This window comes from Enterobacter sp. Y17 (assembly GCF_019730495.1).
Lineage (GTDB): Bacteria > Pseudomonadota > Gammaproteobacteria > Enterobacterales > Enterobacteriaceae > Enterobacter > Enterobacter asburiae_B.
On sequence record NZ_JAASKP010000001.1, the window covers coordinates 901,177 to 927,288 of the forward strand.

Genomic DNA, 26,112 nt, shown 5'->3' on the forward strand with positions numbered 1-26,112 from the left:
ATTTCCGGCCCTTTTTTATTGCCTTGTTATTATTTTTTGTTCCGTACTATACAGTCAGGCTATAAATGATATAGTGGTTATAGTTAACCTGTTTCTTATTATTAAATCGTCTTAAGCGATTGACCGCATGCGCTAAATCGGATGGTCTGGCATGAAATTACAGCAGCTTCGTTATATCGTTGAGGTGGTGAATCATAACCTTAACGTCTCTTCTACCGCCGAGGGGTTGTATACCTCGCAACCGGGCATCAGCAAACAAGTTCGTATGCTGGAGGACGAGTTAGGTATCCAGATATTTGCCCGCAGCGGTAAGCATCTCACCCAGGTGACGCCTGCGGGGCAGGAAATCATCCGCATTGCGCGGGAAGTCCTCTCTAAAGTCGACGCAATTAAGTCGGTGGCAGGGGAACACACTTGGCCGGATAAAGGTTCGCTGTATATTGCCACGACGCATACCCAGGCGCGCTATGCGCTTCCCGGCGTTATCAAAGGCTTTATCGAGCGTTATCCCCGCGTCTCTTTGCATATGCACCAGGGCTCGCCAACGCAAATTGCTGAAGCCGTTTCCAAGGGGAATGCAGACTTTGCCATCGCCACCGAAGCGCTTCACCTGTATGACGATCTGGTGATGCTTCCATGCTATCACTGGAACCGTTCTATCGTGGTGACCCCCGATCACCCCCTGGCGGGCAAAGGGTCGGTGACTATCGAAGAGCTGGCGCAATATCCGCTGGTAACGTATACGTTTGGCTTTACCGGACGGTCCGAGCTTGATACGGCCTTTAACCGGGCAGGGTTAACGCCGCGCATTGTCTTTACCGCGACGGATGCCGACGTGATTAAAACCTATGTGCGGCTTGGTCTGGGGGTGGGCGTTATTGCCAGCATGGCGGTGGATCCGGTATCAGACCCTGACCTGGTGCGACTTGATGCGCATGATGTTTTCAGTCATAGCACCACAAAGATTGGCTTCCGTCGCAGCACCTTCCTGCGCAGCTATATGTATGATTTTATTCAGCGCTTTGCCCCTCATTTAACGCGTGACGTGGTTGATACCGCCGTTGCATTACGCTCAAATGAAGATATTGAAGAGATGTTTAAAGACATCAAACTCCCCGAAAAATAATCACACCCGGTATCTTTCCCTTAGGGAAAGATACCGAAATAACGCCTCAAAGCTAAATTAGAATTATCATCATCTGCGTATCCCCTGTCATATAATGTCATTATCCATTTAATCCGTATGGTTATAATGTCGTGAATTGGCGACAAAAGTAGAAACTAATTTACGCCTTCGCAAATTTTTCTTTTCAATTATTTATTTCTGGTCAAAAGATTGAATATTTCATACCTTCCGGTGCGTAAATTCACTGGCTTTTCGGCTAAAGTTTCTTTAGGATTTATCTCAACAGATGATTAATTGTACCAATTGTTTGGTCCTAAATGATAAGCGATGTCGATTGTATGAGGTTAGCAATGCCTTCAGGAAGTGAAGAACCGCAAAGGGATCCTGCGCTCAAGCGTAAAGCCTGGCTGGCGGTCTTTCTCGTCTCTACCCTGTTTTGGGTGGTGGTTGCTCTCCTGGCCTGGAAATATTGGGGTTAAATATGGCAGTGACGGTACGTACAGAAACGGTAAAACAGATGTGTCAGCATCGTGACAACGGCCACAGAGGGCGTAAAGCACCTGCGACTGTTGTACCCGCGTCCTGGAAACTGACGCCGCAGCAGCAAGCGTTTATTGATGTGTTCGCAGAAGACGAACCCAAAAAACAATAATTTAGTTAATTGCGTAATGATGCAAATAGTCTGAATATCGACTCTGCACTTTCGTACTCTTTAATAAATACACATCAGCAATATAGCACTGAGGACTTACCTCGGAACTTTTAATAAATAATGCCTGGTGTCCCTATGATGAATAACATGACGTCTCACAAATACTGGTCATGGATCGGCGTTTTTACCGTGTCGATTCTGTTCTGGAGTCAGCTCATCTGGTTGGCCCTCCACTAAATTGTAAAACCTCGCTACGGCGGGGTTTTTTGTTTTCCCTTTCTGGACCAATCCTAAATTTATCAATTTGGGTTGTTATCAAAACGTTACGACATCTTTGTGTTATCTTTAATTACGGCCCTGATGATTGTCGGGGCATCTCTGTGATTAAGGAGGAGCTTATGTCGTTAACCCTACGCGAAGCCAGTAAGGATACGTTACAGGCAGAAAATAAAACCTGGCATTACTACAGCCTGCCGCTGGCTGCCAGAACGCTTGGGGACATTTCGCGTTTACCCAAGTCATTGAAAGTTTTACTGGAAAATCTATTGCGCTGGCAGGACGGTGACTCTGTCACCCTCGATGATATCCAGGCGCTGGCAGGGTGGCTGGAAAATGCCCATGCCGACAGAGAAATCGCCTACCGCCCCGCCAGGGTGCTGATGCAGGACTTTACCGGTGTTCCTGCCGTCGTTGATTTAGCCGCGATGCGCGAGGCCGTTAAGCGTCTCGGCGGAGATACGGCAAAAGTGAATCCGCTTTCCCCTGTTGACCTCGTCATTGACCACTCCGTAACCGTTGACCGCTTTGGTGATGACGACGCCTTTGGCGAGAACGTGCGTCTGGAGATGGAGCGCAACCACGAGCGCTACGTATTCCTGAAGTGGGGGCAGCAGGCGTTCAGCCGGTTTAGCGTGGTCCCGCCGGGTACCGGTATTTGTCACCAGGTTAACCTTGAATATCTGGGTAAAGCCGTCTGGAGTGAATTGCAGGATAAAGAGTGGGTCGCCTATCCGGACACGCTGGTGGGCACGGACTCCCATACCACCATGATCAACGGTCTGGGCGTGCTGGGCTGGGGCGTCGGGGGTATCGAAGCGGAAGCGGCCATGCTCGGCCAGCCGGTGTCCATGCTTATCCCTGACGTGGTGGGCTTCAAGCTCACCGGCAAGCTGTCTGAAGGCATTACCGCCACCGATCTGGTGCTCACCGTCACCCAGATGCTGCGTAAGCATGGTGTGGTGGGCAAGTTTGTAGAATTCTACGGGGATGGTCTGGATTCGCTGCCGCTGGCCGACCGTGCCACCATTGCCAATATGGCGCCGGAATACGGTGCAACCTGTGGCTTTTTCCCCATTGATGATGTCACGCTGGAATACATGCGCCTTAGCGGGCGCAGCGAAGAGCAGGTCGCGCTGGTGGAGGCCTATACCAAAGCGCAGGGCATGTGGCGAAACCCGGGCGATGAACCGGTCTTCACCAGTACGCTAGAACTTGATATGGGAAGCGTCGAGGCGAGCCTCGCCGGGCCGAAACGTCCGCAGGATCGGGTTGCGCTGAGTGACGTGCCAAAAGCCTTTGCCGCCAGCAATGCGCTGGAGGTGAATGTGGCGCAGAAAGACCATCGCCCCGTCGACTATGTTCTGAATGGACATCAGTATCAGCTCCCGGATGGCGCGGTAGTTATTGCGGCCATTACCTCCTGCACCAACACTTCAAACCCCAGCGTGTTAATGGCGGCTGGTTTGTTGGCTAAAAAGGCGGTAGAGCTTGGGCTAAAACCTCAGCCATGGGTTAAGGCCTCGCTGGCACCGGGTTCCAAAGTGGTATCGGATTACCTGGCGCAGGCCAAACTGACGCCTTACCTTGACGAACTGGGCTTTAACCTCGTGGGCTACGGCTGTACGACCTGTATTGGTAACTCTGGTCCACTGCCTGAACCCATTGAAACGGCGATCAAGCAGGGTGACCTGACGGTAGGCGCCGTTCTATCCGGTAACCGTAACTTTGAAGGGCGCATTCACCCGCTGGTGAAAACCAACTGGCTCGCCTCGCCGCCGCTGGTTGTGGCTTATGCCCTGGCAGGGAACATGAATATCAACCTGGCGACCGATCCAATTGGTCACGATCGCAAGAATGACCCTGTCTATCTGAAAGATATCTGGCCATCATCGCGTGAAATCGCGCTGGCCGTTGAGAAGGTTTCTACCGAGATGTTCCGTAAAGAATACGCGGAAGTCTTTGAAGGCACGCCGGAATGGAAAGCCATCAACGTTGCAGGTTCGGATACCTATGGCTGGCAGGATGACTCGACCTATATTCGTCTGTCGCCGTTCTTTGATGAGATGCTCGCCGAGCCGGCACCGCTTAAGGATATCCACGGCGCGCGCATCCTGGCGATGCTAGGAGATTCCGTCACGACGGACCATATCTCTCCGGCGGGGAGTATCAAAGCCGATAGCCCGGCGGGCCGTTACCTGCAGAGCCGGGGCGTCGAGCGTCGCGATTTTAACTCCTACGGATCGCGTCGCGGCAACCATGAGGTGATGATGCGCGGGACCTTTGCCAACATCCGCATTCGTAACGAAATGGTACCGGGCGTGGAAGGGGGCATGACCCGTCATCTGCCGGGGACGGAAGTCGTGTCGATTTATGATGCGGCGGTCAAATATCAGCAGGAAGGTACGCCGCTGGCGGTGATCGCCGGGAAAGAGTACGGTTCCGGCTCCAGCCGCGACTGGGCGGCGAAAGGTCCGCGTCTGCTTGGCGTTCGCGTGGTCATCGCCGAATCGTTCGAACGTATTCACCGTTCGAATCTGATCGGTATGGGGATCCTGCCGCTTGAGTTCCCGCAGGGGGTGACGCGTAAAACGCTGGGCCTGACCGGGGAAGAGCTGATTGAGATTAGCGGTCTGCAAAGCCTGCAGCCAGGTAAAACGGTGCCGGTAAAGTTAACCCGTGCAGACGGGAAAACCGAGGCGCTGGATTGCCGGTGCCGTATAGATACGGCAACCGAGCTGACCTATTACCAGAACGACGGCATTTTACATTATGTGATTCGTAAGATGCTGGATTGATGAAACGAGCCCGGCACGCGTGCCGGGCTTTTTAGCATCACTCTTTCAGCAGATGGCCCATTTTGGCGGCTTTGGTATCAAGGTAGTGGGCGTTTTTCGGGTTACGGCCGACAATCAGCGGTACACGCTCGACGATGTTGATCCCCGCTTCGGTCAGGATCTCCACTTTTTTCGGGTTATTGGTCAGCAGGCGAACTTCGTCCACGCCCAGCAGCTTGAACATATCGGCGCACAAGGTGAAGTCGCGTTCGTCAGCGGCAAAGCCGAGCTGATGGTTTGCTTCAACCGTATCGTAGCCCTGGTCCTGAAGCGCGTAGGCGCGAATTTTATTTAGCAGGCCAATATTACGACCTTCCTGACGGTGATAAAGCAGCACACCGCGACCTTCTTCTGCAATATGAGACAGGGCGGCTTCCAGCTGGAAACCACAATCACAGCGCAGGCTGAACAGCGCGTCGCCGGTAAGACACTCTGAATGGACGCGGGACAGAACCGGCGTCTGCCCTGAAATGTCACCATAAACCAGCGCGACATGATCCTGTCCGGTTGCCAGTTCTTCAAAACCCACCATCAGGAAATCGCCCCATGGGGTTGGCAGTTTGGCTTCTGCCACACGTTTAAGCTGCATGTGATTCTCCAGAGTAGGCTGACACGTTTCGTGCCTTTGCCCTGTTTTGCTTTCTGTATCAGTTCATTTTGCCACAAGCTCAGCAGGTTCGCCTAATGGGCACCATGCTATATGAACGTTAAACGCACGATCCGACATATCCACCAGGATGATTAATTTCAGTTATGATTGTGACGCTTAGCGAAAAAGGAGAAGACATGCTTTCAATCGCCAGACGTACGGCAGCAGGTGCGGCCATTTTACTGATTATGCCTCTGGCCGTATGGCTTTCAGGCTGGATGTGGCAGCCCGGGCAGAACGCCACGTGGCTGAAAACGTTATACTGGATAACGGAAACGGTCACCCAGCCGTGGGGGATTATTACCCACGTACTCCTCTGCGCCTGGTTTCTGTGGTGCCTGCGCTTTCGTCTGCGCGCGGCGCTGATGCTCTTTGCGATCCTCGGGGGCGCTATCCTTGTCGGTCAGGGCGTGAAGTCCTGGGTTAAAGATCGCGTTCAGGAGCCGCGTCCTTTTGTCGTCTGGCTGGAAAAAACGCATCATGTTCCGGTAGATGAGTTCTACAATTTAAAGCGTAAAGATCGCGGCGCGCTGGTGAAAGAACAGCTTGCGGAACAGCAGGATATCCCGAAATTCTTGCGTAAACACTGGCAGAAAGAGACCGGGTTCGCGTTTCCTTCCGGTCACACCATGTTTGCGGCCAGCTGGGCGTTGCTGGGAGTTGGGCTGCTTTGGCCAAGGCGTCGAACGATCACTATCGTGATTTTACTGATCTGGGCGACCGGGGTTATGGGAAGCCGCCTGCTGCTGGGGATGCACTGGCCGCGGGACCTGGTCGTCGCCACGCTCATCTCATGGCTGCTGATTATGATGGCGACCTGGCTCACTGAACGATTCTGCGGCCCGCTAACGCCACCGCCAGAAGAGAAAGAAGAAATAGCCGAAAGGGACCAGACAGACGCCTGACGGTTGATATTCCGTATTTTGCCCATAGATCCATGACCTGCGCGACACTTTTTCCGTTTCGCGCTCGTCGCTAAAATGGTAGTTTATAAGGCTGATTGCGGTGAATTGAACACACTTTATTCGCTTGAACCACATAACGGGAAGTAATGTGAAATATTTACTCATTTTCTTACTGGTATTGGCGATTTTTGTCATTTCAGTCACGTTGGGTGCACAAAACGATCAGCAGGTGACGTTTAACTATCTGCTGGCTCAGGGTGAGTATCGCGTCTCGAGCCTGCTGGCGGTCTTATTTGCTGCCGGCTTTGCCATTGGCTGGCTGGTTTGCGGTCTGTTCTGGCTGAAAGTCCGTGTTTCTCTTGCGCGCGCTGAACGTAAAATTAAGCGACTCGAAAATAACATTGCCCCTGCGTCTGACATCCCGGAAAGCTCTGGTGTGCCGGTCGTGAAGGAATAATCGACTATGCTGGAGTTGTTGTTTCTGCTTTTGCCTGTAGCCGCAGCCTATGGCTGGTATATGGGCCGCAGAAGTGCGCAGCAAACAAAACAGGATGAGGCCAACCGGCTCTCCCGCGACTACGTTGCGGGGGTGAACTTCCTCCTGAGCAATCAGCAGGACAAAGCGGTAGACCTGTTCCTCGATATGCTGAAAGAGGATACGGGGACGGTTGAAGCGCATCTCACCCTGGGCAACCTGTTCCGCTCGCGCGGCGAGGTCGATCGCGCCATTCGTATTCACCAGACCCTGATGGAAAGCGCCTCGCTGACCTACGATCAACGTCTCCTTGCGGTGCAACAACTGGGGCGGGATTACATGGCCGCGGGGTTGTACGATCGCGCTGAAGATATGTTCGCGCAGCTGGTGGATGAAACAGATTTTCGCATCGGGGCATTGCAGCAACTCCTGCAGATTTATCAGGCCACCAGCGACTGGCAGAAAGCCATTGATACCGCTGAACGCCTGGTGAAGCTGGGTAAAGATAAGCAGCGCGTTGAGATCGCCCATTTCTACTGTGAGCTTGCGCTTCAGCAGATGGGCAACGACGACATGGATAAAGCCATGGCGCTGCTGAAGAAAGGCGCCGCGGCGGACCGCAACAGCGCGCGCATCTCCATCATGATGGGGCGCGTCTTTATGGCGAATGGCGACTACGCCAAAGCCGTTGAAAGCCTGCTGCGGGTTATCGACCAGGACAAAGAGCTGGTCAGTGAAACGCTGGAAATGCTGCAAACCTGCTATCAACAGCTCGACAAGCAGGAAGAGTGGGTAGCATTCTTGCGTCGCTGCGTGGAAGAAAATACTGGCGCCACCGCTGAACTGATGCTCTCAGACGTCGTTGAGCAGTATGAGGGGAGCGACACCGCGCAGGTTTATATTACGCGTCAGCTGCAGCGTCATCCGACCATGCGGGTGTTCCACAAGCTGATGGATTACCATCTGAACGACGCTGAAGAAGGGCGCGCCAAAGAGAGCCTGATGGTGCTTCGCGACATGGTTGGCGAACAGGTGCGCAGCAAGCCGCGCTATCGCTGCCAGAAGTGTGGTTTTACCGCGTATACGCTCTACTGGCACTGTCCTTCCTGCCGCGCCTGGTCCACCATCAAGCCAATCCGTGGCCTGGACGGACAGTAATTTTTTAAAACGCCGCATTTTAGTTACAACATACTGATGGTTTTTCCACTGTCCTGTGCTCCGTGCGGTTAGCCGGCCTGGCAGGCGCGTAAATGGATCCTGTCAATTTGCGGCGTCGGCAGGTAGAATGCTGGCCGTTTATCTGTTCCGCGCCGCTGCGCGCCCATAGACGAAAAGGGCTGGTCATGACGTCTGTTACATCCTCCACTTCCCGCGTAATTACGGATTCTCCTGTTGTTGTTGCGCTTGATTACAATAAGCGTGACGCTGCACTGGCGTTTGTCGACGGCATCGACCCTCGCGACTGCCGTCTGAAAGTTGGCAAAGAGATGTTCACGCTGTTTGGACCGCAAATCGTTCGCGATCTGCAGCAGCGCGGCTTTGACGTTTTCCTCGACCTGAAATTCCATGATATCCCGAATACCACGGCGCACGCGGTTGCCGCAGCCGCAGAGCTGGGCGTATGGATGGTCAACGTCCACGCATCGGGTGGGGCAAGAATGATGACGGCCGCCCGTGAGGCGCTCCTGCCGTTCGGTAAAGATGCACCGTTGCTGATTGCGGTCACGGTGCTGACCAGTATGGACGAAAACGATCTTCGCGACCTGGGCGTGACGTTGTCACCCGCCGAGCATGCCGAACGTCTCGCACGTCTGACGCAGCATTGCGGCCTGGATGGCGTTGTTTGTTCCGCGCAGGAAGCGGTACGTTTCAAATCAGCGCTGGGCCAGGATTTTAAACTGGTAACGCCGGGTATTCGTCCTGCAGGCAGCGAAGTGGGCGATCAGCGCCGCATTATGACGCCTGAGCAGGCTCTGGCTGCTGGCGTTGACTACATGGTCATCGGGCGTCCGGTAACGCAGTCTGCCAACCCGGCTGAGACGCTTAAGGCTATCAACGCATCGCTGAAAAAGGGGGCCTAATGACCGATTCCAACAGCCGTCTGGTCTATTCAACCGATAGCGGGCGTATAGACGAGCCGAAAGCGAAAGTGGAACGTCCAAAGGGGGACGGCATCGTTCGGATCCAGCGCCAGACCAGTGGACGAAAAGGGAAAGGGGTTTGCCTTATCTCCGGCATTGACCTGGATGATGCTGAACTGGCAAAGCTGGCGGCCGAGTTGAAAAAAAAATGTGGCTGCGGCGGCGCCGTGAAAGACGGCATTATTGAAATCCAGGGAGATAAGCGCGATTTAATAAAATCTCTGCTGGAAGCCAAAGGTATGAAAGTCAAACTGGCAGGCGGTTAAAATAAATGAGCCACGGCAAATGCCGTGGCTCGTGTTATATATGTGCGTATGTCAGACCTGAAATGCGTTCAAATATCGCAATACCGGGGAAGGCTTAGATAATAATTATTTGCCAACCTGGTGACCGATAATACCACCGACAGCAGCGCCACCTAATGTACCCAGCGTACTACCATCCGTTAATACTGCACCACCGAGAGCACCGGCACCGGCACCAATAGCGGTGTTACGGTCACGTTTAGACCAGTTAGAGCACGCGCTCAGGGACATTGCTACAGTGATTGCCAGAACAGCGGCGGCTAATTTTTTGCTGGTTAAGGTCATAATACTTTCTCCTGAATTATCGATTCACGGAAAGATGTACACGTTAAGTATAGACGAATCGAATACTTAATTCTGTTCTCCGTGAAAGCTGGTCGCGCAGGCGTTACGTAATCACGCAGGTGATAGTCACTTCCTGTTATATCGCTAACATTAATTTTACGACTTTAATGCAGGTTAAACAGGTAAAAACTCTTAAAGAAGTACCAGGAATCATCTCAGAGAAAGAAGGGGCGTATGCGCCCGAAATTCGGGCGCGGAGGGAAACTCAGGCGGTCGTTTTAATAATATTGACGATCAGCCCGTCATCTTCCAGTTTATTACGGTGCGCATCGCTCAACCGTTCATCGGTAATCACGCGGCTAAAGCGTGACACGGGGCCCATCGTGTAAGGGTGAACGGCGCCAAATTTAGAGCTGTCGGTCAGCACAATGGCTTCACACTCTTTTTCAAGCACGGCATTCACCACGTCGGAGCGCATCATATCCCGGCCGGTAAAACCTGTCTCCGGTTGCCAGCCGTCAATCCCGATAAAGGCCTTGCTGAAATGAACCTGCTGAACATACTGACGGGTCAGCGGGCCTACCATGCTTTCACTTTTTTTCTGGTAAATACCGCCGAGCAGAATCACCTCACAGCGCGTCTCTTTGAGCAAGTGCGCGATATAGCTGCTGACGGTGATGATGGTAACGTCTTTTTGATCGGCAAGCGTGCGCGCCAGAAGGGCATTGCTGCTGCCGTTTTCAATAAAGACGGTCTCGCCGTTGTTCACCAGGGACGCGGCAAATTCCGCCAGTTCACGTTTGAGCGCGTAGTTATTCATCATGCGCGTCTCGACGTCATCACTGTCCAGCGGGACAGCATATCCGTGAGCGCGACGCAGGTAGCTCTGTTTTTCCAGCAGATTAAGATCCTGACGGATGGTGACTTCAGAAACGCCGGTGGTTTTAGCGAGATCGACTACGCTTACGCGTCCCTGATCGATGACCATCTGCAAAATGAGTTGTTGTCGGGAATTCATAGCATCCATTTAATAAAGCGAAACGAGGTCGGAGACGGTGGGATTAAACTTCCCACGGCGCTTTTGGCTGTCTGTTTTCTGGCGCATTGTCAGCACCATTCTGAGCAAGAAGTTCAGACTTCAGGATCTCGAGATTACGGATAGCAGAGTGATAATCGCCCGCCACCAGGATATCCAGCACGCTATCAATTCGTTGTGCTACAGCTTGTGCGTCAATAGTCGACATAATCTCACCCCAGGCGCGAAAAGTTAATATTTTCAATGATGCAGAAATTAGGTTCAAAAGAGAAGGGAAAAAATGCAATAACTAAATTACATAAACATAAGTGATAAATTTATTCCCCCTCATGCAGCAGGCTTAATGACTGGATTAGTCTAAAACTGCGCGCAAGGCGCTTTTTTATAAGAGGAATTAGACTATGACAGTTATCAATCAGCCTACCTGCACACTGTTTACCGATACTGAACGGTTCACTCAGCTGTCAGGGTATTACGAGGCGGAGCGTCACACGGTCTGGATGATGCTGCGGGCTCAGCCACGTCCTTGCTTTAACCATGCTTTAATAGAGGAGATCATGAACTTTTCATGGCTGGTTCGCCAGTCCGGGTTTGCGGTTGATTTTTGGGTAACCGGATCGCTGGTTCCCGAGATGTACAATACGGGCGGTGATTTACAGTTCTTCGTCGAGTGCATTCAGAACGGACGTCGGGAAGCGTTACGGGCGTACGCTCGCGCCTGCGTTGATTGCGTCCATGCGGCCTCACGGGGGTTTGATACGGGAGCCATCACTCTGGCAATGGTAGAAGGCAGTGCGTTAGGGGGCGGGTTTGAGGCCGCTCTGGCGCACCATTTCGTCCTGGCTCAGCGCGATGCCCGTTTAGGTTTCCCGGAGATAGCCTTCAACCTGTTTCCGGGTATGGGAGGATATTCCCTGGTTGCACGCCGTGCAGGCATGAAGTTGGCGGAGGAACTTATCTACAAAGGGGAATCCCATACGGCTGAATGGTACGAGCAGCACGGGCTGGTGGATGTCCTGTTTGAACCGGGACAAAGCTATGTCTCTACACGAACCTTCATCGATACGCTGCGGCCAAAACTGAATGGCGTAAGGGCGATGCTGCGCGCCCGTACGCGCGTTCTGCAATTGCCCCGCAGTGAACTGATGGACATCACGGAAGACTGGGTTGATGCCGCTTTCTGCCTGGAGCCGAAAGATATCGCCTACATGGAACGTCTGGTCACGCTGCAAAACCGCCATCACGCGGCGGGCCTGCGTAAAGCCAGTTAACGTTGATTTCGCGCTTGATATCGTTTTAGCCATCGCTCGAATGCGGCAGCGGGCATCGGCTTAGCAAACAGAAAACCCTGCCGTTCGTTGACGCCGTTCTTGGTCAGAAAGGCGTCTTCTTTTGCATTCTCCACACCCTCGGCAATCACCTGCAGATTTAACGCCTGCGCCACCGCGACGATAGCGCGCACCAGCGACTGGGAAATAGACTGCTTATGAATATCCCTGACGAAAGATTGATCGAGCTTAATGGCGTCGATAGGGAAGCGGGCCAGCTGAGAAAGGGAAGAGTAGCCGGTGCCAAAATCATCCAGATGAATTTGCGCCCCGAGTCTGCTGAACTGCTGGATCACGGACAGCGCCAGCTCTTCATTTTCGATAAGACAGCTTTCGGTCAACTCAACGTCGACCGGGCAGTATTCAAAATTCAGATCCTTCAGCGCTTGCTTTAAGTCGCTGAAGATGGTCTGGTCGGCCAGCTGGCGTGCAGAGACGTTCACCGCCACGCGCAGGTTTATTCCCTTATCGCGCCATTTTGCCACCTGGCGAACCACATCGAGCATCACCCAGCGGCCCAGCGGCACAATCAACCCCGACTCTTCGGCATAAGAGATAAACTCCAGCGGCGGGATCAGGCCGCGTTCTGGTGATTGCCAGCGGACCAGCGCTTCAAGGCTTCTGACTTCTCCACGCCAGGTTATTTTCGGCTGATAGTGGATCAGAAGCTGATCGTTATCCAGTGCCTTGCGCAGGTTGGTATCCAGCCAGAGATACTCAAACACGCGCTGGTTCATCTCGGGTGAGAAGACGCAGAACTTGCCCCGGCCGTTCTCTTTGGCGGTGTACATGGCGGTATCGGCGTTGCGAATAACGCTTTCCCGGTCGTTCCCGTGCTGCGGGGCGAGGGCGATACCCAGAGAGCAGCCGGTATAAATCTCAATCAGACCGATTCGGAACGGCTGGCGCAGACGGGTTAAAATGCGCGACGCCATCGCCTCCAGAGAGCCCTGAGAGGTATTGGTGGCCATGACGATAAACTCATCGCCGCCAAGACGCGCCAGCACCTGTTCCTCGTCCAGACAGCTCAAGATGGCGAGGGCGACAGCCTGCAACAGCTGATCGCCAAACATATGCCCGTAAGCGTCATTGACCTTTTTAAAATTATCCAGATCGAGATACACCACGCCCACCTGCGTGTCGCCGCGGTTGTCGATGGCGTCAGAAATCAGATCGTGGATCGCATTGCGGTTTGGCAGGCCGGTGATGGTATCGGTGTTGGCCAGCACGCGCAGCCGCTCCTGAGCGCGGCGCTCCTCGGTAATATCTGTCCCGGAACAGATAAGGAAAATTTCATTTTTACCGCTGCCGCTGTGCACGAATTTGTTTCTGAACAGAAACAGCCGCTGCCCTTTACGCGTTTTGATCCAGCGTTCGACTTCGTAGGAACTGCCGTTGCGAAAAAAACCGGTAATATTGCGCTTTGAGGCTGCCGCTTCGCTGCGGCTCATAAACAGCTTAAACACGTTCTGCCCAATCACTTCTTGCTCTTTCAGGCCGGTGTACTCTTCGCTAAGCCGGTTAAAACGCTGAATATTGCCGTGCTGATCGAGAATAACAATGACGGAGTTGGCCTCAGAGACAACCTGTTCCGCGAAAGAGAGCCCCTGAGCCAGATCGCGCGCCACGGAGGGCGTATCGTTCCAGGCGGAAGCGGTGCCTGCCCACTCGTTGCGGGTAATTTTACGGCCCACAAGATGAACCGGGACATCTTCTCCGTACAGGGAGAGCGACATGGAAATGCTGGAGGTAATAACGGTTAAATGACGGATGAGATCGGCCTGTTCATCGTCCAGCGCCACGACCTGAGTGACATCGGCATTTTCGCTGGTGGAAAGGTGCAGAGCGTTGCTGTCAGCTGACAGGCGCCACCACGGGCTGTGAGTTCCCATGTAGCGAAACAGCAAATTCTGCTCCAGATCGTCCATCATGTTTTCTCCCGCAGCTGTTCATTAGCGCACAAATTATTCATTTGCTGTCGACTTTTCCGTTGAGAAACAGCGGCAAAACCGAAGTGAACCTGTTGTTTTTCCCTGCTTTCTTATAATAAAACGAGTCAGGTTAAAAAGGATACTGAGCGTATAGAAATTCACGTAACCGAATATAACAACACTCTTTTACTGTAGATAATTATGGCGGTTTTGGGCGAAGGGGTACTGAAAATAGTAAGGAAAAATAATGATTTTGTGGCGGGGATAAAAAGAAAAATTGTCGGCCCTTCCGGAGAGGAAATGGCCGACAATTGAACCGGTTATCAGGCGACAGGGCGCGCGATAATACTGCGGGTTTCCATGCGAACTTCGGCGATAGTAACGTCAATCACGTCGGTGACTTTGTAAACTGTTTCACCTTTAATTTGCACGGTACCGTTTTCCTGGCTACAGACCATTTCGTCACGAACCGCATGCAGGAACGGCGCAGGAATAAACGCGACAGCACCGTTATCGACCAGACGGACGCGCATGCCCCCCCGGCTGATATCGATGATCTCTGCGGCGAAACGGGTATCCGTACCGGCTTTATCCTGCAGGAAGCGTGCATACAGCCAGTCACCAACGTCACGCTCGGCCATGCGGTTCAGACGGCGACGATCGGCCATCTGCAGCGTGGTGTCCTCCTGAGGACGGGCAATGGTTTCACCTTTGATAATCGCTTTCAGCAGGCGGTGGTTAACCATATCGCCATACTTACGGATCGGCGATGTCCAGGTGGCGTAAGCTTCGAGGCCAAGGCCAAAGTGCGGGCCAGGCTCGGTGCTGATTTCAGCGAAGGACTGGAAGCGACGAATGCGGCTGTCCAGGAAGCCCGACGGCTGCGCGTCCAGCTCGCGGCGAAGCTTGCAGAAGCCCGGCAGCGTCAGCACTTCTTCCGGATCAACGTGCACATCGTGATTTTTCAGCAGGGCCGCCAGCGCTTCGGTATTCGCCGGATCAAACCCAGTGTGGACGTTGTAAATGCCAAAGCCCAGCCTGTCGCGCAGCACGCGTGCGGCACAGATGTTGGCGGAAATCATCGCCTCTTCAACGATGCGGTTCGCAATGCGTCGCGGTTCGGCCACGATGTCCAGCACTTCGCCTTTCTCGCCCAGAACAAAGCGATAATCCGGGCGGTCTTTGAACACCAGCGCGTGGGTTTTACGCCACTCGCCGCGGTTCAGGCAGATGCGATGCAGCAGACGGATTTGCGCGGCAATGGCGTCTGATTCAGGTTTCCAGCTACCGGTATTTTCAAGCCAGTCGGAGACGTTATCGTAGGCCAGCTTGGCTTTCGATTCGATGGTAGCGGCAAAGAACTCGATATCGTCTTCAATCGCGCCATCTGCGGCGATAGTCATGCGGCAGGCAAGGACCGGGCGCACTTCATTTGGACGCAGCGAGCAGAGATCGTCTGACAATTCGCGCGGCAGCATCGGAATATTGAAGCCCGGCAGGTAGTTGGTGAACGCACGGATTTTCGCCGCGTCATCCAGCTTGCTGCCTTCGGCAATCCAGGCGGTTGGATCGGCAATGGCGACGGTCAGATGCAGTTTGCCATCGGCGCTCTCTTCAGCGTACAGCGCGTCATCCATATCTTCCGTGCTGGCGCTGTCGATGGTGACAAACTCCAGCGCGGTGAGATCGCGGCGCGTCAAACCTTCGTCCTGCATCTCGGTCGCTACGCCGTTCGGCGCTTCTTTTTCAAGATTGTGGCGTGCCAGCGTGACCCACCATGGTACGAAATGGTCGGCGCCAAAGGTGATGAACTGGGTCAGCTCAGCATAAAAACCGCGATCGCCTTTCAGAGGATGACGGCGCATTTCTGCTACGGCCCAGTCACCTTCTTTAAAATCATGCTCAACGCCACGGGCGGCGCGGCAGGGAATAGCATCTTTCAGCAGGGGATGATCCGGCACGATAGCAAGACGATCGTCTTTTCTCTGCACCTTGCCCACAAAGCGGGTCAGGAACGGTTCGATCAGTTCTTCCGGCTCGGCAGACTCGCGATCCTTCTCGGTATGAATGACGGCCATGACGCGATCGCCATGCATCACTTTCTTCATCTGCGGAGGCGGAATGAAGTAGCTTTTCTGCGCGTCAACCTCAAGGAAGCCAAAGCCCTTTTCCGTGGCTTTTACGACCCCTTCTGCACGCGGCGTCTGGGAATGCAGTTGCTGTTTAAGCTGCGCTAGCAGCGGGTTGTCCTGAAACATAATGTTCTATTTTCGTAGCCATTGAGCGGCTGACAGTTTTACGCGATTCTCACTGTCTCAGCAAGCGCTCTTTGGGTAATTAGTATGGTTATTCCTCTTTACCAAACGCGACTTTCAGACGATTGAGCCAGCCATCAAACGCGCTCCGGGTAAGCAGCGTGATGGCATGTTCGCCGGGGAGTCCTTGATCCGTGAGCGGGGTAAACTGCGCGGCGCTGAAGCGGTCCGGAGAGCGCGTCAGCAGTTCGACCGCCGCCGAAAGTGCGGGGGACGTCAGCGGGATCGCTTCGCGGGTGTTTAACAGGATTTCTCCGGTCAGGTCGAGCAGCGACGGCTCGTGGCAAAGGACCGGCGTCAGCGCCTCCAGCGCGGGTTCTGCCTGCCAGCGGGACAGCGACTCAAGCTGATGCGCACTCGCATAGCGCAGCTCGACGACGGGCAACAGCGGCACCCAGGCGGCGTGGCTCGCGGGCAGCGTGTGCGGCTGAATATGATGGCCTGGCAACCAGCGAACGGGGTGTCCTAACAGCGCCTGAAAAACCGCGACCACGCGCGCCTGAAAACCAATAAACCCGATAATCTGGTTAATCACCACAATGTCATAGATTGACAGGCCAACCTCATCAAGCTGGTTCTGCGCTTTATCATCAATCACATCAGGAGAGCTGGCGAGCTGGCGGGCATACTGCGTAATTTGCGCCAGACGTCGGTTGCTTTCACGCGAGGAGTCGGGGCCGGGAAGCGGGGCGAGGAGGGCGGCGTAATGGTTACAGAGCCGCTGAACGCCACAGGCCTGGGCGACCGTTAGCGCGGTGCTGAGCCGATCGTAGGCGCTGAGCGTATGCAGGCGGTTCACGGGAATCGAGAGCGGAAACAGCTGGTGGCACAAGGCTCTGGCAGGGGTAAGCCAGCCAGAACAGGCGGCGACAATCTCATCAGGCAGGGCTAAATCGAGCAAAAAACGATCGTCGACGTTAGCGGCTTCGGGCACCAGAGGCAGAACATCTGTCTGCGCGTGGTTCGACTGGGTCTCGTGATACCAGTGGCCTTTGCCGGAAAAACGGCGTTGTTCCATGTGCGTTCCTTGATCTCAAAATGGCGATCAATATCCTGGCGTAAGGCAGATAAAGGGAAAAATATTGTTAGGTGATAACAAATAGCAGAACGGAATAACGAAGGGGTGGTGCGGGGGGAAAACTCTCTTCCCGTGCGGGAAGAGAGTCACAGCTTATTTAATTTCCAGCTCGTTCATTGCAGCGATGTTGAAGCCGCCGTCAACGTGAACCACTTCGCCGGAGATACCAGCGGAAAGGTCAGAGCACAGGAATGCTGCAGAGTTACCCACATCTTCAATGGTAACGGTACGACGAATCGGGGTAACCGCTTCGCAGTGTGCCAGCATTTTACGGAAATCTTTAATACCGGAAGCTGCCAGGGTGCGGATAGGACCTGCAGAGATGGCGTTAACGCGCACGCCTTCAGGACCCATTGCGTTCGCCATGTAGCGTACGTTGGCTTCCAGAGAGGCTTTCGCCAGGCCCATAACGTTGTAGTTAGGGATAGCACGCTCCGCGCCCAGGTAGGACAGGGTCAGCAGGGCTGCGCCCGGGTTCAGCATCGCTCGGCAGGATTTCGCCATCGCAACGAAGCTGTAGGAGCTGATGTCGTGAGCGATTTTGAAGCCATCACGGGTAACCGCGTTCACGTAGTCGCCGTCCAGCTGGTCGCCAGGAGCGAAGCCAATGGAGTGAACGAAACCGTCGAATTTCGGCCATGCTTTTGCCAGTTCAGCAAACATGCCGTCGATGCTTTCGTCTTGTGCAACGTCACATTCCAGAACAATGCTGGAACCCAGCTGCGCGGCAAACTCTTCAACACGGCCTTTCAGCTTGTCGTTCTGGTAGGTGAACGCCAGCTCAGCGCCTTCGCGATGCATTGCCTGTGCGATGCCGTATGCGATGGACAGTTTGCTGGCAACGCCAGTCACCAGAATGCGCTTACCGGAAAGAAAACCCATAGCTTTAATCCTTATATTCATTGCTAATTTTGCCTTGTAATTCATAGCGTTACAGGCAGTATTTCAAAATCATTCGAAATTAGCTCGAAATTATAGCCCACTCACAGCCCCTTGTGTCACGATATTTCTCGCTGTTCTCCGAAGACGCCTGTCCCGAAGAATGCGCCGCGGACTCGCGGGGGCTCAAAATTTCAGCATTCGTCCAGTATATCACCCGGCAACAGGTTCACCTCATCCAACCAGCGAGGAAGCGCGATCCCGCGAGGGTATTCACGCTTTCCTGAGGTTGTCGATGAAGCGCGCGATGACGATAAAGAAAACCGGTACGAAGAAAATGGCGAGAAGCGTACCGCTAATCATGCCGCCAAATACGCCGGTACCGATGGCATGCTGCGTACTGTCGCTCGCACCATTGGCCAGCATCAACGGAACAACCCCTAAGGTGAAGGCTAACGACGTCATCAAAATAGGGCGCAGGCGCTGGCCGGCGGCATGAATGGTTGCCGCCAGCAGGGGCTGCCCCTGGCGATGGAGCTGCCTCGCAAATTCAACAATCAGAATGGCGTTCTTGGCCGACAGGCCAATAAGCGTAATCAGGCCGACCTTGAAGAAAACGTCATTCGTCATGCCGGCAACGGACACCGCGATCACCGCGCCGATAAGACCCAGCGGAACGACCAGCATGACCGCAAATGGAATAGACCAGCTCTCATACAGGGCGGCCAGCACCATAAACACGACCAGTATCGACAGGACGATAAGGCCCGGAAGCTGAGATTCCGATTTTCTCTCCTGCAATGAACTCCCGGCCCACTCGCCAGCCATGCCCTGAGGCAGACTCATGGACACGTCCTCCATAACCTTCATTGCGGTGCCGCTGGACTCTCCCGGCGCCGCATTTCCGGTAATGCGAATAGCCGAATATCCCTGATAACGCGTCAACTGCTGGGGCGCAACGTGCCAGGAAAGCGTGGCAAACGTCGATACCGGCACCATCTGTCCCATCCGGTTTTTCACTGATAATGTCAGTATCTGCTCAGGCTGCATTCGGTAAGGCGCATCGGCCTGAATAATCACCTGCTGGACGCGGCCGTTGTTCGTATAGTCATTGACGTAATTTGAGCCCAGGGTGACGGAGAGCGTCTGGTTGATTTCATCAAATGCGACGCCCATCGCTTCCGCCTTTTCTCTGTCCACCTGGAGCGCAAGGCTTGTTCCTTCCGGCAGACCGTCTATATACACGTCACTCAGTTCAGGGCGCTGGTTGGCCTGCAGGACCAGAGCGTCGGCAGCGCGCTTTAACGCCTCGTAGCCCAGTCCCGCTCTGTCCTGCACGTACCAGGTGAAGCCCGACGAGGTGCCCATATCCGAAATGGCCGGCGGGAGCAGGCTCATCGTGACGGCATCAGAGACGTTTGCCATGCTGGCCTGAATCCGGTCGGCTTCCCCCTGGGCCGTCGAGCCCTGCCGATCTTTCCAGTCCTTCAGCGTGGTGAAGGCCATAGCCGAGTTAGGTCCTGAACCTGAAAATCCAAACCCCAGGATCATAATGTTGCTTTCAATATCCGGCCGGGCCGCAATTTCCTCTTCAAATTTTTTAACCACGTTGAGGGTACGCTGCATCGTGGCATCTGAAGGCAGCTGGATTGAGGACATAAAGTAGCCCTGATCTTCATCCGGCAGAAAGGACGACGGTAGCGAAGACAATCCCAAAAACAGCGCAGCACAAAGCGCAGCGTAAAGGAACAGCATACGCCCGGTTCGCTTCAGAACGGCACCCAGCCCGGCTTCGTAACTGGCAGTGAGCGAACGAAAGCGCGCGTTAAACCCGATCGCGAACCTTCCGCCTCCGCTCTTTCCTGCCTTGTGCGGCTTGAGTAACGTTGCGCACAGGGCAGGCGTCAGCGTCAGGGCAAGAAACGCGGACAGCAGTATGGAGACCGCCATGGAAATACAAAATTGTCGGTAGATAATCCCGACGGATCCTTCCGCAAACCCCATGGGGATAAAGACGGCGGTCAGCACCAGCGTGATGCCAATAATCGCCGGAGTGATTTCCTGCATGGCTTGCCGCGTGGCGTCACGCGGGGACAGGCTTTTTTCCTCCATCAGTCGTTCAACGTTCTCCACGACCACGATGGCATCATCAACGATAATCCCTATTGCCAGCACCATGCCGAACATCGTCAGAATATTGATGGAGTAGCCGCTCAATAGCATCACCGTGAAGGTGCCAAGAAGCGCGACGGGAGCAACAATCGCCGGGATAAGCGTACAGCGTATCTTGTGCAGAAACAGCAGCATAACCAGGAAGACGAGGACCATCGCTTCCACAAATGTCTGAACAACCTTCATAATAGAAAGTTTCACAAACGGCGCGGTATCGAAGGGGATCGTAAACGCCATTCCGTCGGGTAACACCCGGGAAAGCTCGTCGATGCGCGCCCGTACGCCGGAAGCCGTGCTCATCGCATTCGCGCCAGGCGAGAGCTGGATTGCTGCCGCCGTTGCGGGCACGCCATTTTCACGGATGCCAAAGGCGTAGCTTTGCAGGCCAGATTCAATCCGCGCAATGTCGGACAGTTTCAGGCGGGCACCGGATGCGTCAGATTTCAGGGTGATATTCCTGAACGCCTCTACCGAGGAGAGCTGTCCCTTCACGGTGATGGGATACGTCACCCCTTGTCCTGCAGAGGCTGGCTCATCTCCCGTTTTGCCGGGCGAAACAAGGGCATTTTGCTGGCCAACGGCGGTAAGAACATCGCTCACCGAAAGCCCGTAGCCGTGGAGCTTCATGGGATCCAGCCAGATGCGCAGCGCTTTTTCGCCGCCAAACAGCTGAACTTTCCCTACGCCGGGCACGCGACGAAGCTCGTCACTGACGTTTCTGGCAAAATAGTCGCTTAAATCGGCTTCCTCAAATTGACCCGTCGCGGATTTCAGCCCCACCATCATTAAAAAGCCAGAGTTAGCGGCCTCGACGTTAATGCCGTTTTGCCTTACCGCCTGAGGCAGACGAGGCTCGACGATCTTAATCTGATTCTGCAGATCCATCTGCGCCAGCTTGATGTCCGTGCCCGGTTTAAAGGTGACGGTAATCGATGCCGAACCGGTTGTGTCACTGGATGATTCAAAGTAGAGCAAATTATCTACGCCGGAGATTTCGCGCTCGATTAACGATACCACCGACGTGTTCATGATATCGGGGCTGGCCCCCGGGTAACTGACGGAAATAATGATTCCAGGCGGCGCCACCGCCGGATACTGCGCAACCGGCAAACGGGGAATAGACAGGAGCCCTGCCAGAACGATAAAAAGCGCCACTACCCAGGCGAAAACGGGGCGTTCGATAAAAAAATGCGGCATTAAATTAACGTCCGGTTACGTGAATTTCATCATCAGTGGATACGCGCTTGCCGATATCCCTGAGCTGCGAAAATTTCTCAAGAAGCTGCGGCGCGTCATCGAGGCTCGTCGCGAACATCCACATATAGGTCATCACCGAGTAAATATGTCCGGCGGTAATGCCGGTTGAGCGCGTCATCCAGACGATGGTCAGCGTAAAAAGCGCGGCAACAAGCACGCCGACCCACAAATAACCCCACGCCTCGCGGTCAGATAATGCGATACGCAAACGCGCCAGCGTGGAGTAATGGCGGTGAAGGGTAGCCGTGCCCGCCTTATGAACATAATCCACTTCTTTTTCCAGCCGATTATTCAGGCGCATGAACAGCCATTCATTTTTACGGGCATATCCTGAGACAAATCCGAGCAGGATAAATACAATCGCAAAGCACATGACGCCGGCCCAAAATTCAATAAACAGCAACATGATTGCGGCACCAAAAAGTGAGCTCAGCGAGGTAATAAGCAGGGGAAGGTGCATTTCAAAGAAATCCACATATTCGCGCGAGAGCGTTACCCTGGCGGCGATCGCCGAATGGTTAAGCTGATATTTGCGCTGTGCCAGGACGACGGAAACCGCGAGTCCGGCATAAATGCGTGCAAACGTGCGCGTGTCTACGCTTCGTCTGGCTGCTCCGATGAACCACATGCAAAGTACCATCAGGCCATACAGCGCGGCGTTAAGCGTTTCACCGGCGAGGATGGCATTTATCGCGATGCCAGCCAGAACGGGATAAAGTAAAAACGTCACGTTTTCGGCCACCACCAGGAAAAAAGTGACAACCAGTTTTTTCCGGTGCCGTATCGCGAGTTTTTTTAGCGAGTGCATCACTCCGACAGGTTCAGAAGAACGAAGATTATTACGGTTCATCATTATGGATAAGTTTTATCAGATTCTTAGGTGAGTTATTTTTGTACAAAATAGCGTGAGGGAGAGTCTACCGCGCGCCTGTTTAGCGGAAATGGGCGGTTTGTGGAGGCTATGTGGAGCAACGGCTCAAATCATTCTCATAATAAGGTACAGCGGGGCTCCACCAAAAAAAATGATCAAATAACACTCGTAGTAAAAGATAAGATCTTCTATATCGGGCATCGCGTTTAACAGAACGGTGAACGTAATAATGAGATAAACAAAAATCACCATCAGCCAGAAGGCGACGACGAGTAGCTCAGTCAACGCGCCGGCTTTATTCTGGATTATCAGAGAGACAACCGACAATGCAATGCAGCCATAGATGATGGGTGAAGAGAGCAGCGTTGAGGCGACTTTTTCATCCATTTTGTGTACCAGCATCAGCCAGGTATAAAGTAATCCCCAGGACAGCAGCAGGAACAGGGAATATATACCCAGTTTTTTAGGAGAGAAATATTTAGAAAGTTCCATGTTCATTATTTCAGCCAACTTCATAAAATCTTTAAGAAACAGTGGTAATTTGTAACGCGCAATGCACAAAGGGCTATGCCTCAATAGCGATTATGCGCGGACATTGTCGAGTCTTTATTGACTGAATGTGTAGGCTATGTGGAGAAATAACGGGGCATTTAAATCAACCGGGAAATTTTCGTGACCACGGCACTTTTTCGCGGAGGCTGTGTCTTATTGTGCTAAAGATATCTAATAGCGAGCTCAAAGGGATTTCACCCGCGGAGATAAAATGCACAAAAATACGCTGATCCTTGTTGTTGAAGATGAAGACGAAATCGCCGATATACTGATGAGCTACCTGGAGCGTTCGGGAATGAAAACGCTCCGAGCCAGGCAGGGCGAACAGGCCATAGCGCTCGATCGCCTCCATAAACCGGATCTCATATTGCTGGACATTCACCTGCCCGTATGTGACGGCTGGAGCGTACTTACCACGCTTCGTCAGGAAAGTGCTGTCCCCGTCATTATGGTTTCCGCTCTCGATCAGGATGTCGATAAGCTCATGGGGCTGAGGCTGGGCGCGGATGATTACGTGATCAAACCTTTCAACCCTTCTGAAGTTGTCGCACGGGTTGAGGCAGTGCTGCGCAGGACAAAACCCGCGCTTCAGCAGGCGGGTTCCCAGCCGCTCAGAACGCCATTTATTACGGTCTATCCGGATGACTTCTACGTGGAAGTCACCGTGGGCGCAGAGGTTGTCTCCCCGGTATTAACGACGACCGAATTTAAATTGCTCACATACCTGGTGAGATATCCGCGAAAGGTCTGCTCCCGCGAAGAGCTGCTCAACGCGTGTCTGCCGGAAGGGGATACGCTCGACAGAACGGTCGACAGCCATATGAGCAAGTTGCGTAAAAAACTGGAGCTTGCCGGCCTCTATGGTGTTCCCGAGAGCATCAGAGGCATGGGCTACCGGCTTGGGGAAAAGAAATGAACAAAGAGTCTGTCCTGAGCCGTCAGATCTTAACGTATATGCTGTTGCTGACGTTTACGATCATTGCCATCGCCATACTCGGCTCCTGGTTTTTTTACTCCTTTATTCTGGATCACCTCCCGGGCGGCCCTGCTGCGGGCGATGACGAGCAGATGACGATGTGGGACTGGGTATGGATTGGGACCGCGACTACGATCAGTATGATTATTGCCCTCTTTTTCACGGTCAAACTGTCATCGCGGATCCTCACCCCGCTAAACGCGGTAGCGTCCAGCCTGAAAAAGATTTCTCAGGGCGATCTGGACGCCCGGGCATTCTGCGCCAGTTCCCGGCTGGGTGAGATCAATCACCTGGTGACGGATTTCAATGAAATGGCGGAAAAACTACAGACGCTGGATATTCAGAGGAAATCCTGGAATGCCGCTATTGCGCATGAGCTGAGAACCCCTGTCACGATCTTACGCGGACGGCTTCAGGGGTTGGTTGACGGCGTTTTTACCCCGGATCCGGTGCTGTTTAATAATCTTCTCAAACAGACGGAAGGGTTAACCCGCCTGATTGAAGATCTCCGGGTTATCAGTTCGGATGGCGGGGCGGGATACACGTTATGCCAGTCAAGAACGGATCTAAAAGGGACAATACAGAACGCACTCGATACGTTCATGCCCGAGTTCAGCCGTAAGGCTTTTACCGTCAATACAGACCTGAGGGAGCAGCAGTGCGTATTCGATCCATTGCGCATCAATCAGTGTTTGACCGTTTTATTTGATAATGCCTTACACTATTCAACCTCGCGCACGCTCATCGTGAAAAATGGCGTTTCTGATAAAGGCAATTTTATCCTTATTCAGGACGGGGGACCGGGCATCCCCAGAGAGTTTCATGATTTCCTGTTTCAGCCCTTTCAGCGCGATAATGGCGCCAGACATGTGAACCCGGAAGGCTGTGGTTTGGGCTTGTCGGTGGTAAAAGCCATCATGCTGGCTCATGGTGGCGATGTTACCTATACCTTATCGACGCAAAACCACTCGATATTTAAACTCACCTGGCCCGACTCGTGAGCTTCAGCGGCAGGTCAAATGTGCCTGCCGGCGATAAATGCCATATTTTTCCTAACTTAGCATCCCACTCCTGCGGGGTAATCGTCAGCTTACCGCGTCTCGGGCTTAAGGTTATTTCGCTGAAATAGATTTCATCTTTTTTTAGCATAAGGTCAACGCGGCAGTAGTCAATTCCATCCGCCAGCTCCTGGGAGGCCAACAAAGCCTGGCGGAATAAGAGCGGTTCGCCTGGTTCTGCTGAAGTATTTGGATATTCCATCCGGAAGGGTTGTAAGTTCCAGTACCTGTCATAAACGTTGATAAACCCTTTGCCGTTATCATCCGTAAAATCCGCTTCTACATAGTGGGCAACGCCGTGAAAACAATGGATCCTCAGCATTTCGGGCGTTGTGTTCCTGTCAGCATCGTCGAAGAGATCGACAAACGGCTCGCAAAGTATACTCGGCGTAATGTTTTTGTACTGCCATTCGCGCGTGGTGTAGTAAAGATTTTTCTTTAACGCGAGGCTCAGCTTTTTACACGCTTCTTTTTCATTAAATTGCGCTTTGTTTGTACATATTATTGTGCTGCCGCTGTCATGGTTGCACTTAAGGACGAATTTGTCAGGAAGAACTGAAAAATCAATCTGCGACGGCCTGGTATAAACGCCGATTAATGGCACCGTTTTCACGCGCGTTGTTCTGGAGGAAACGTATGCCCGAACGGCGAGTTTATCGGCAAGCATCGTGTAGAAGTTATTATGGTCATAGACCAGTCGATGACATATTTTTTCACTCAACGTCGTGGGCGAGTTAATGTCAGGGGTTTCCCCGGTTGTTCTCTTAAGCCTCACGGTATGAAAATGCAGGTCCGTCATTAAAAATGAGCGGCATTTTCTGATGAGATACTCTGTGTATTTTAAAATGTAAGTGGCGGTGTTCATTTCTTCTCCTCCGTAATGTCCGGATATTCTGGAGAAGAACTGTTGATTGATATTGCTTAAAATATGGAGCAGGGATGGAGACGAAAAATTAAAGGATTAAATAGCGCACGCAGGCTATTTAATCCTTAATTTAGTGGGGCAAT

25 protein-coding genes are annotated in these 26,112 nt (G+C 53.2%); 13 read left to right on the forward strand and 12 right to left on the reverse strand.

Annotated features, from left to right (window positions below; genetic code table 11):
* Nucleotides 1-151 precede the first annotated feature (151 nt).
* From cysB to acnA, 5 genes are all read left to right on the forward strand, one after another.
* Nucleotides 152-1,126, forward strand: a complete 975-nt coding sequence (gene cysB, locus HCH49_RS04110) for an HTH-type transcriptional regulator CysB (RefSeq protein ID WP_008502814.1) — start codon at nt 152-154, stop codon at nt 1,124-1,126.
* 338 nt (nt 1,127-1,464) lie between these two features.
* On the forward strand, nt 1,465-1,605 hold the full coding sequence (locus HCH49_RS04115; protein WP_213327741.1) for a YmiA family putative membrane protein: 141 nt from the start codon (nt 1,465-1,467) through the stop codon (nt 1,603-1,605).
* A 2-nt stretch (nt 1,606-1,607) separates the two neighbouring features.
* A complete protein-coding gene (locus HCH49_RS04120) occupies nt 1,608-1,778 on the forward strand; it encodes a hypothetical protein (protein WP_032656727.1) in 171 nt (56 codons plus the stop codon).
* A gap of 138 nt (nt 1,779-1,916) precedes the next feature.
* On the forward strand, nt 1,917-2,015 hold the full coding sequence (gene ymiC / locus HCH49_RS22160; RefSeq protein ID WP_032623144.1) for a small membrane protein YmiC: 99 nt from the start codon (nt 1,917-1,919) through the stop codon (nt 2,013-2,015).
* 161 nt (nt 2,016-2,176) lie between these two features.
* Nucleotides 2,177-4,852: an aconitate hydratase AcnA gene (gene acnA / locus HCH49_RS04125; protein WP_221702229.1), complete on the forward strand. Its 2,676-nt coding sequence runs from the start codon at nt 2,177-2,179 to the stop codon at nt 4,850-4,852.
* A 37-nt stretch (nt 4,853-4,889) separates the two neighbouring features.
* Here the strand turns inward: acnA and ribA are convergent, their stop codons facing one another.
* Nucleotides 4,890-5,480, reverse strand: a complete 591-nt coding sequence (ribA, locus tag HCH49_RS04130) for a GTP cyclohydrolase II (RefSeq protein WP_008501210.1) — start codon at nt 5,478-5,480, stop codon at nt 4,890-4,892.
* A 197-nt stretch (nt 5,481-5,677) separates the two neighbouring features.
* Between ribA and pgpB the strand changes: the two genes are divergently transcribed.
* The 5 genes from pgpB (at nt 5,678) to yciH (ending at nt 9,327) form a co-directional block, all read left to right on the forward strand.
* Nucleotides 5,678-6,445 carry a phosphatidylglycerophosphatase B gene (gene pgpB / locus HCH49_RS04135; RefSeq protein ID WP_047061013.1) on the forward strand — a complete coding sequence of 256 codons (768 nt, stop codon included), beginning with the start codon at nt 5,678-5,680 and terminating at the stop codon, nt 6,443-6,445.
* Nucleotides 6,446-6,593: 148 nt separating this feature from the next.
* Nucleotides 6,594-6,902, forward strand: a complete 309-nt coding sequence (locus HCH49_RS04140; protein WP_023312067.1) for a LapA family protein — start codon at nt 6,594-6,596, stop codon at nt 6,900-6,902.
* 6 nt (nt 6,903-6,908) lie between these two features.
* Nucleotides 6,909-8,078 carry a lipopolysaccharide assembly protein LapB gene (lapB, locus tag HCH49_RS04145; RefSeq protein WP_023335944.1) on the forward strand — a complete coding sequence of 390 codons (1,170 nt, stop codon included), beginning with the start codon at nt 6,909-6,911 and terminating at the stop codon, nt 8,076-8,078.
* 185 nt (nt 8,079-8,263) lie between these two features.
* Nucleotides 8,264-9,001, forward strand: a complete 738-nt coding sequence (gene pyrF, locus HCH49_RS04150; protein ID WP_045355906.1) for an orotidine-5'-phosphate decarboxylase — start codon at nt 8,264-8,266, stop codon at nt 8,999-9,001.
* Nucleotides 9,001-9,327 carry a stress response translation initiation inhibitor YciH gene (gene yciH, locus HCH49_RS04155; protein WP_023312064.1) on the forward strand — a complete coding sequence of 109 codons (327 nt, stop codon included), beginning with the start codon at nt 9,001-9,003 and terminating at the stop codon, nt 9,325-9,327. The genes pyrF and yciH overlap by 1 nt, the downstream gene beginning before the upstream one ends.
* A gap of 105 nt (nt 9,328-9,432) precedes the next feature.
* Here the strand turns inward: yciH and osmB are convergent, their stop codons facing one another.
* From osmB to HCH49_RS04170, 3 genes are all read right to left on the reverse strand, one after another.
* Entirely contained in the window at nt 9,433-9,651 is a 219-nt protein-coding gene (gene osmB, locus HCH49_RS04160) for an osmotically-inducible lipoprotein OsmB (RefSeq protein WP_008501216.1), read from the reverse strand.
* Between the two features lie 265 nt (nt 9,652-9,916).
* Nucleotides 9,917-10,669: a DNA-binding transcriptional regulator YciT gene (locus tag HCH49_RS04165; protein WP_023312063.1), complete on the reverse strand. Its 753-nt coding sequence runs from the start codon at nt 10,667-10,669 to the stop codon at nt 9,917-9,919.
* 43 nt (nt 10,670-10,712) lie between these two features.
* Nucleotides 10,713-10,895 (reverse strand): hypothetical protein, encoded by a 183-nt coding sequence (locus HCH49_RS04170; RefSeq protein WP_221702230.1) that lies wholly within the window; start codon nt 10,893-10,895, stop codon nt 10,713-10,715.
* Nucleotides 10,896-11,088: 193 nt separating this feature from the next.
* On the opposite strand from HCH49_RS04170, the gene HCH49_RS04175 reads away from it, so the two are divergent.
* Nucleotides 11,089-11,958: a crotonase/enoyl-CoA hydratase family protein gene (locus tag HCH49_RS04175; RefSeq protein WP_039263551.1), complete on the forward strand. Its 870-nt coding sequence runs from the start codon at nt 11,089-11,091 to the stop codon at nt 11,956-11,958.
* Here HCH49_RS04175 and pdeR read toward each other — a convergent pair.
* From pdeR to HCH49_RS04210, 7 genes are all read right to left on the reverse strand, one after another.
* A complete protein-coding gene (gene pdeR, locus HCH49_RS04180) occupies nt 11,955-13,946 on the reverse strand; it encodes a cyclic di-GMP phosphodiesterase (RefSeq protein ID WP_029740520.1) in 1,992 nt (663 codons plus the stop codon). The genes HCH49_RS04175 and pdeR overlap by 4 nt on opposite strands.
* A 323-nt stretch (nt 13,947-14,269) precedes the next feature.
* Nucleotides 14,270-16,204 (reverse strand): exoribonuclease II, encoded by a 1,935-nt coding sequence (locus tag HCH49_RS04185; RefSeq protein WP_087822726.1) that lies wholly within the window; start codon nt 16,202-16,204, stop codon nt 14,270-14,272.
* A gap of 88 nt (nt 16,205-16,292) precedes the next feature.
* A complete protein-coding gene (locus HCH49_RS04190; protein WP_045143074.1) occupies nt 16,293-17,279 on the reverse strand; it encodes a CMD domain-containing protein in 987 nt (328 codons plus the stop codon).
* Nucleotides 17,280-17,432: 153 nt separating this feature from the next.
* Complete coding sequence (fabI, locus tag HCH49_RS04195; protein ID WP_003856831.1) at nt 17,433-18,221, reverse strand: enoyl-ACP reductase FabI; 789 nt, start codon at nt 18,219-18,221, stop codon at nt 17,433-17,435.
* Nucleotides 18,222-18,491: 270 nt separating this feature from the next.
* A complete protein-coding gene (locus tag HCH49_RS04200; protein WP_221702231.1) occupies nt 18,492-21,587 on the reverse strand; it encodes a multidrug efflux RND transporter permease subunit in 3,096 nt (1,031 codons plus the stop codon).
* Nucleotides 21,588-21,591: 4 nt separating this feature from the next.
* Nucleotides 21,592-22,500, reverse strand: a complete 909-nt coding sequence (locus tag HCH49_RS04205) for an ABC transporter six-transmembrane domain-containing protein (RefSeq protein ID WP_039262920.1) — start codon at nt 22,498-22,500, stop codon at nt 21,592-21,594.
* Between the two features lie 123 nt (nt 22,501-22,623).
* A complete protein-coding gene (locus HCH49_RS04210) occupies nt 22,624-23,034 on the reverse strand; it encodes a transporter (RefSeq protein ID WP_082082939.1) in 411 nt (136 codons plus the stop codon).
* A gap of 247 nt (nt 23,035-23,281) precedes the next feature.
* Here HCH49_RS04210 and HCH49_RS04215 point away from each other — a divergent pair, with 247 nt between their 5' ends.
* Together HCH49_RS04215 and HCH49_RS04220 are read left to right on the forward strand one after the other, a co-directional pair.
* The gene (locus HCH49_RS04215) at nt 23,282-23,986 is read left to right on the forward strand and encodes a response regulator (RefSeq protein WP_143346894.1); all 705 of its coding nucleotides are present in this window, start codon (nt 23,282-23,284) and stop codon (nt 23,984-23,986) included.
* Nucleotides 23,983-25,047, forward strand: a complete 1,065-nt coding sequence (locus HCH49_RS04220) for an ATP-binding protein (RefSeq protein ID WP_033145734.1) — start codon at nt 23,983-23,985, stop codon at nt 25,045-25,047. Before HCH49_RS04215 ends, HCH49_RS04220 begins: the two co-directional genes overlap by 4 nt.
* Here the strand turns inward: HCH49_RS04220 and HCH49_RS04225 are convergent.
* Nucleotides 25,028-25,969, reverse strand: a complete 942-nt coding sequence (locus HCH49_RS04225; protein ID WP_033145733.1) for an ATP-grasp fold amidoligase family protein — start codon at nt 25,967-25,969, stop codon at nt 25,028-25,030. The genes HCH49_RS04220 and HCH49_RS04225 overlap by 20 nt on opposite strands.
* Between the last annotated feature and the right edge of the window lie 143 nt (nt 25,970-26,112).

What these genes read in the sequence shown, in the direction of transcription:
- HCH49_RS04220 (WP_033145734.1), top strand. Translation starts at nt 23,983, where the DNA reads ATGAACAAAGAGTCTGTCCTGAGCCGTCAGATCTTAACGTATATGCTG.
- pyrF (WP_045355906.1), top strand. Translation starts at nt 8,264, where the DNA reads ATGACGTCTGTTACATCCTCCACTTCCCGCGTAATTACGGATTCTCCT.
- osmB (WP_008501216.1), bottom strand. Translation starts at nt 9,651, where the DNA reads ATGACCTTAACCAGCAAAAAATTAGCCGCCGCTGTTCTGGCAATCACT.
- ymiC (WP_032623144.1), top strand. Translation starts at nt 1,917, where the DNA reads ATGAATAACATGACGTCTCACAAATACTGGTCATGGATCGGCGTTTTT.
- HCH49_RS04115 (WP_213327741.1), top strand. Translation starts at nt 1,465, where the DNA reads ATGAGGTTAGCAATGCCTTCAGGAAGTGAAGAACCGCAAAGGGATCCT.
- HCH49_RS04225 (WP_033145733.1), bottom strand. Translation starts at nt 25,969, where the DNA reads ATGAACACCGCCACTTACATTTTAAAATACACAGAGTATCTCATCAGA.
- HCH49_RS04170 (WP_221702230.1), bottom strand. Translation starts at nt 10,895, where the DNA reads ATGTCGACTATTGACGCACAAGCTGTAGCACAACGAATTGATAGCGTG.
- lapB (WP_023335944.1), top strand. Translation starts at nt 6,909, where the DNA reads ATGCTGGAGTTGTTGTTTCTGCTTTTGCCTGTAGCCGCAGCCTATGGC.
- HCH49_RS04175 (WP_039263551.1), top strand. Translation starts at nt 11,089, where the DNA reads ATGACAGTTATCAATCAGCCTACCTGCACACTGTTTACCGATACTGAA.
- HCH49_RS04210 (WP_082082939.1), bottom strand. Translation starts at nt 23,034, where the DNA reads ATGAAGTTGGCTGAAATAATGAACATGGAACTTTCTAAATATTTCTCT.
- pgpB (WP_047061013.1), top strand. Translation starts at nt 5,678, where the DNA reads ATGCTTTCAATCGCCAGACGTACGGCAGCAGGTGCGGCCATTTTACTG.
- HCH49_RS04200 (WP_221702231.1), bottom strand. Translation starts at nt 21,587, where the DNA reads ATGCCGCATTTTTTTATCGAACGCCCCGTTTTCGCCTGGGTAGTGGCG.
- fabI (WP_003856831.1), bottom strand. Translation starts at nt 18,221, where the DNA reads ATGGGTTTTCTTTCCGGTAAGCGCATTCTGGTGACTGGCGTTGCCAGC.
- HCH49_RS04120 (WP_032656727.1), top strand. Translation starts at nt 1,608, where the DNA reads ATGGCAGTGACGGTACGTACAGAAACGGTAAAACAGATGTGTCAGCAT.
- HCH49_RS04205 (WP_039262920.1), bottom strand. Translation starts at nt 22,500, where the DNA reads ATGATGAACCGTAATAATCTTCGTTCTTCTGAACCTGTCGGAGTGATG.
- HCH49_RS04190 (WP_045143074.1), bottom strand. Translation starts at nt 17,279, where the DNA reads ATGGAACAACGCCGTTTTTCCGGCAAAGGCCACTGGTATCACGAGACC.
- HCH49_RS04165 (WP_023312063.1), bottom strand. Translation starts at nt 10,669, where the DNA reads ATGAATTCCCGACAACAACTCATTTTGCAGATGGTCATCGATCAGGGA.
- pdeR (WP_029740520.1), bottom strand. Translation starts at nt 13,946, where the DNA reads ATGATGGACGATCTGGAGCAGAATTTGCTGTTTCGCTACATGGGAACT.
- HCH49_RS04185 (WP_087822726.1), bottom strand. Translation starts at nt 16,204, where the DNA reads ATGTTTCAGGACAACCCGCTGCTAGCGCAGCTTAAACAGCAACTGCAT.
- yciH (WP_023312064.1), top strand. Translation starts at nt 9,001, where the DNA reads ATGACCGATTCCAACAGCCGTCTGGTCTATTCAACCGATAGCGGGCGT.
- cysB (WP_008502814.1), top strand. Translation starts at nt 152, where the DNA reads ATGAAATTACAGCAGCTTCGTTATATCGTTGAGGTGGTGAATCATAAC.
- ribA (WP_008501210.1), bottom strand. Translation starts at nt 5,480, where the DNA reads ATGCAGCTTAAACGTGTGGCAGAAGCCAAACTGCCAACCCCATGGGGC.
- acnA (WP_221702229.1), top strand. Translation starts at nt 2,177, where the DNA reads ATGTCGTTAACCCTACGCGAAGCCAGTAAGGATACGTTACAGGCAGAA.
- HCH49_RS04215 (WP_143346894.1), top strand. Translation starts at nt 23,282, where the DNA reads ATGCACAAAAATACGCTGATCCTTGTTGTTGAAGATGAAGACGAAATC.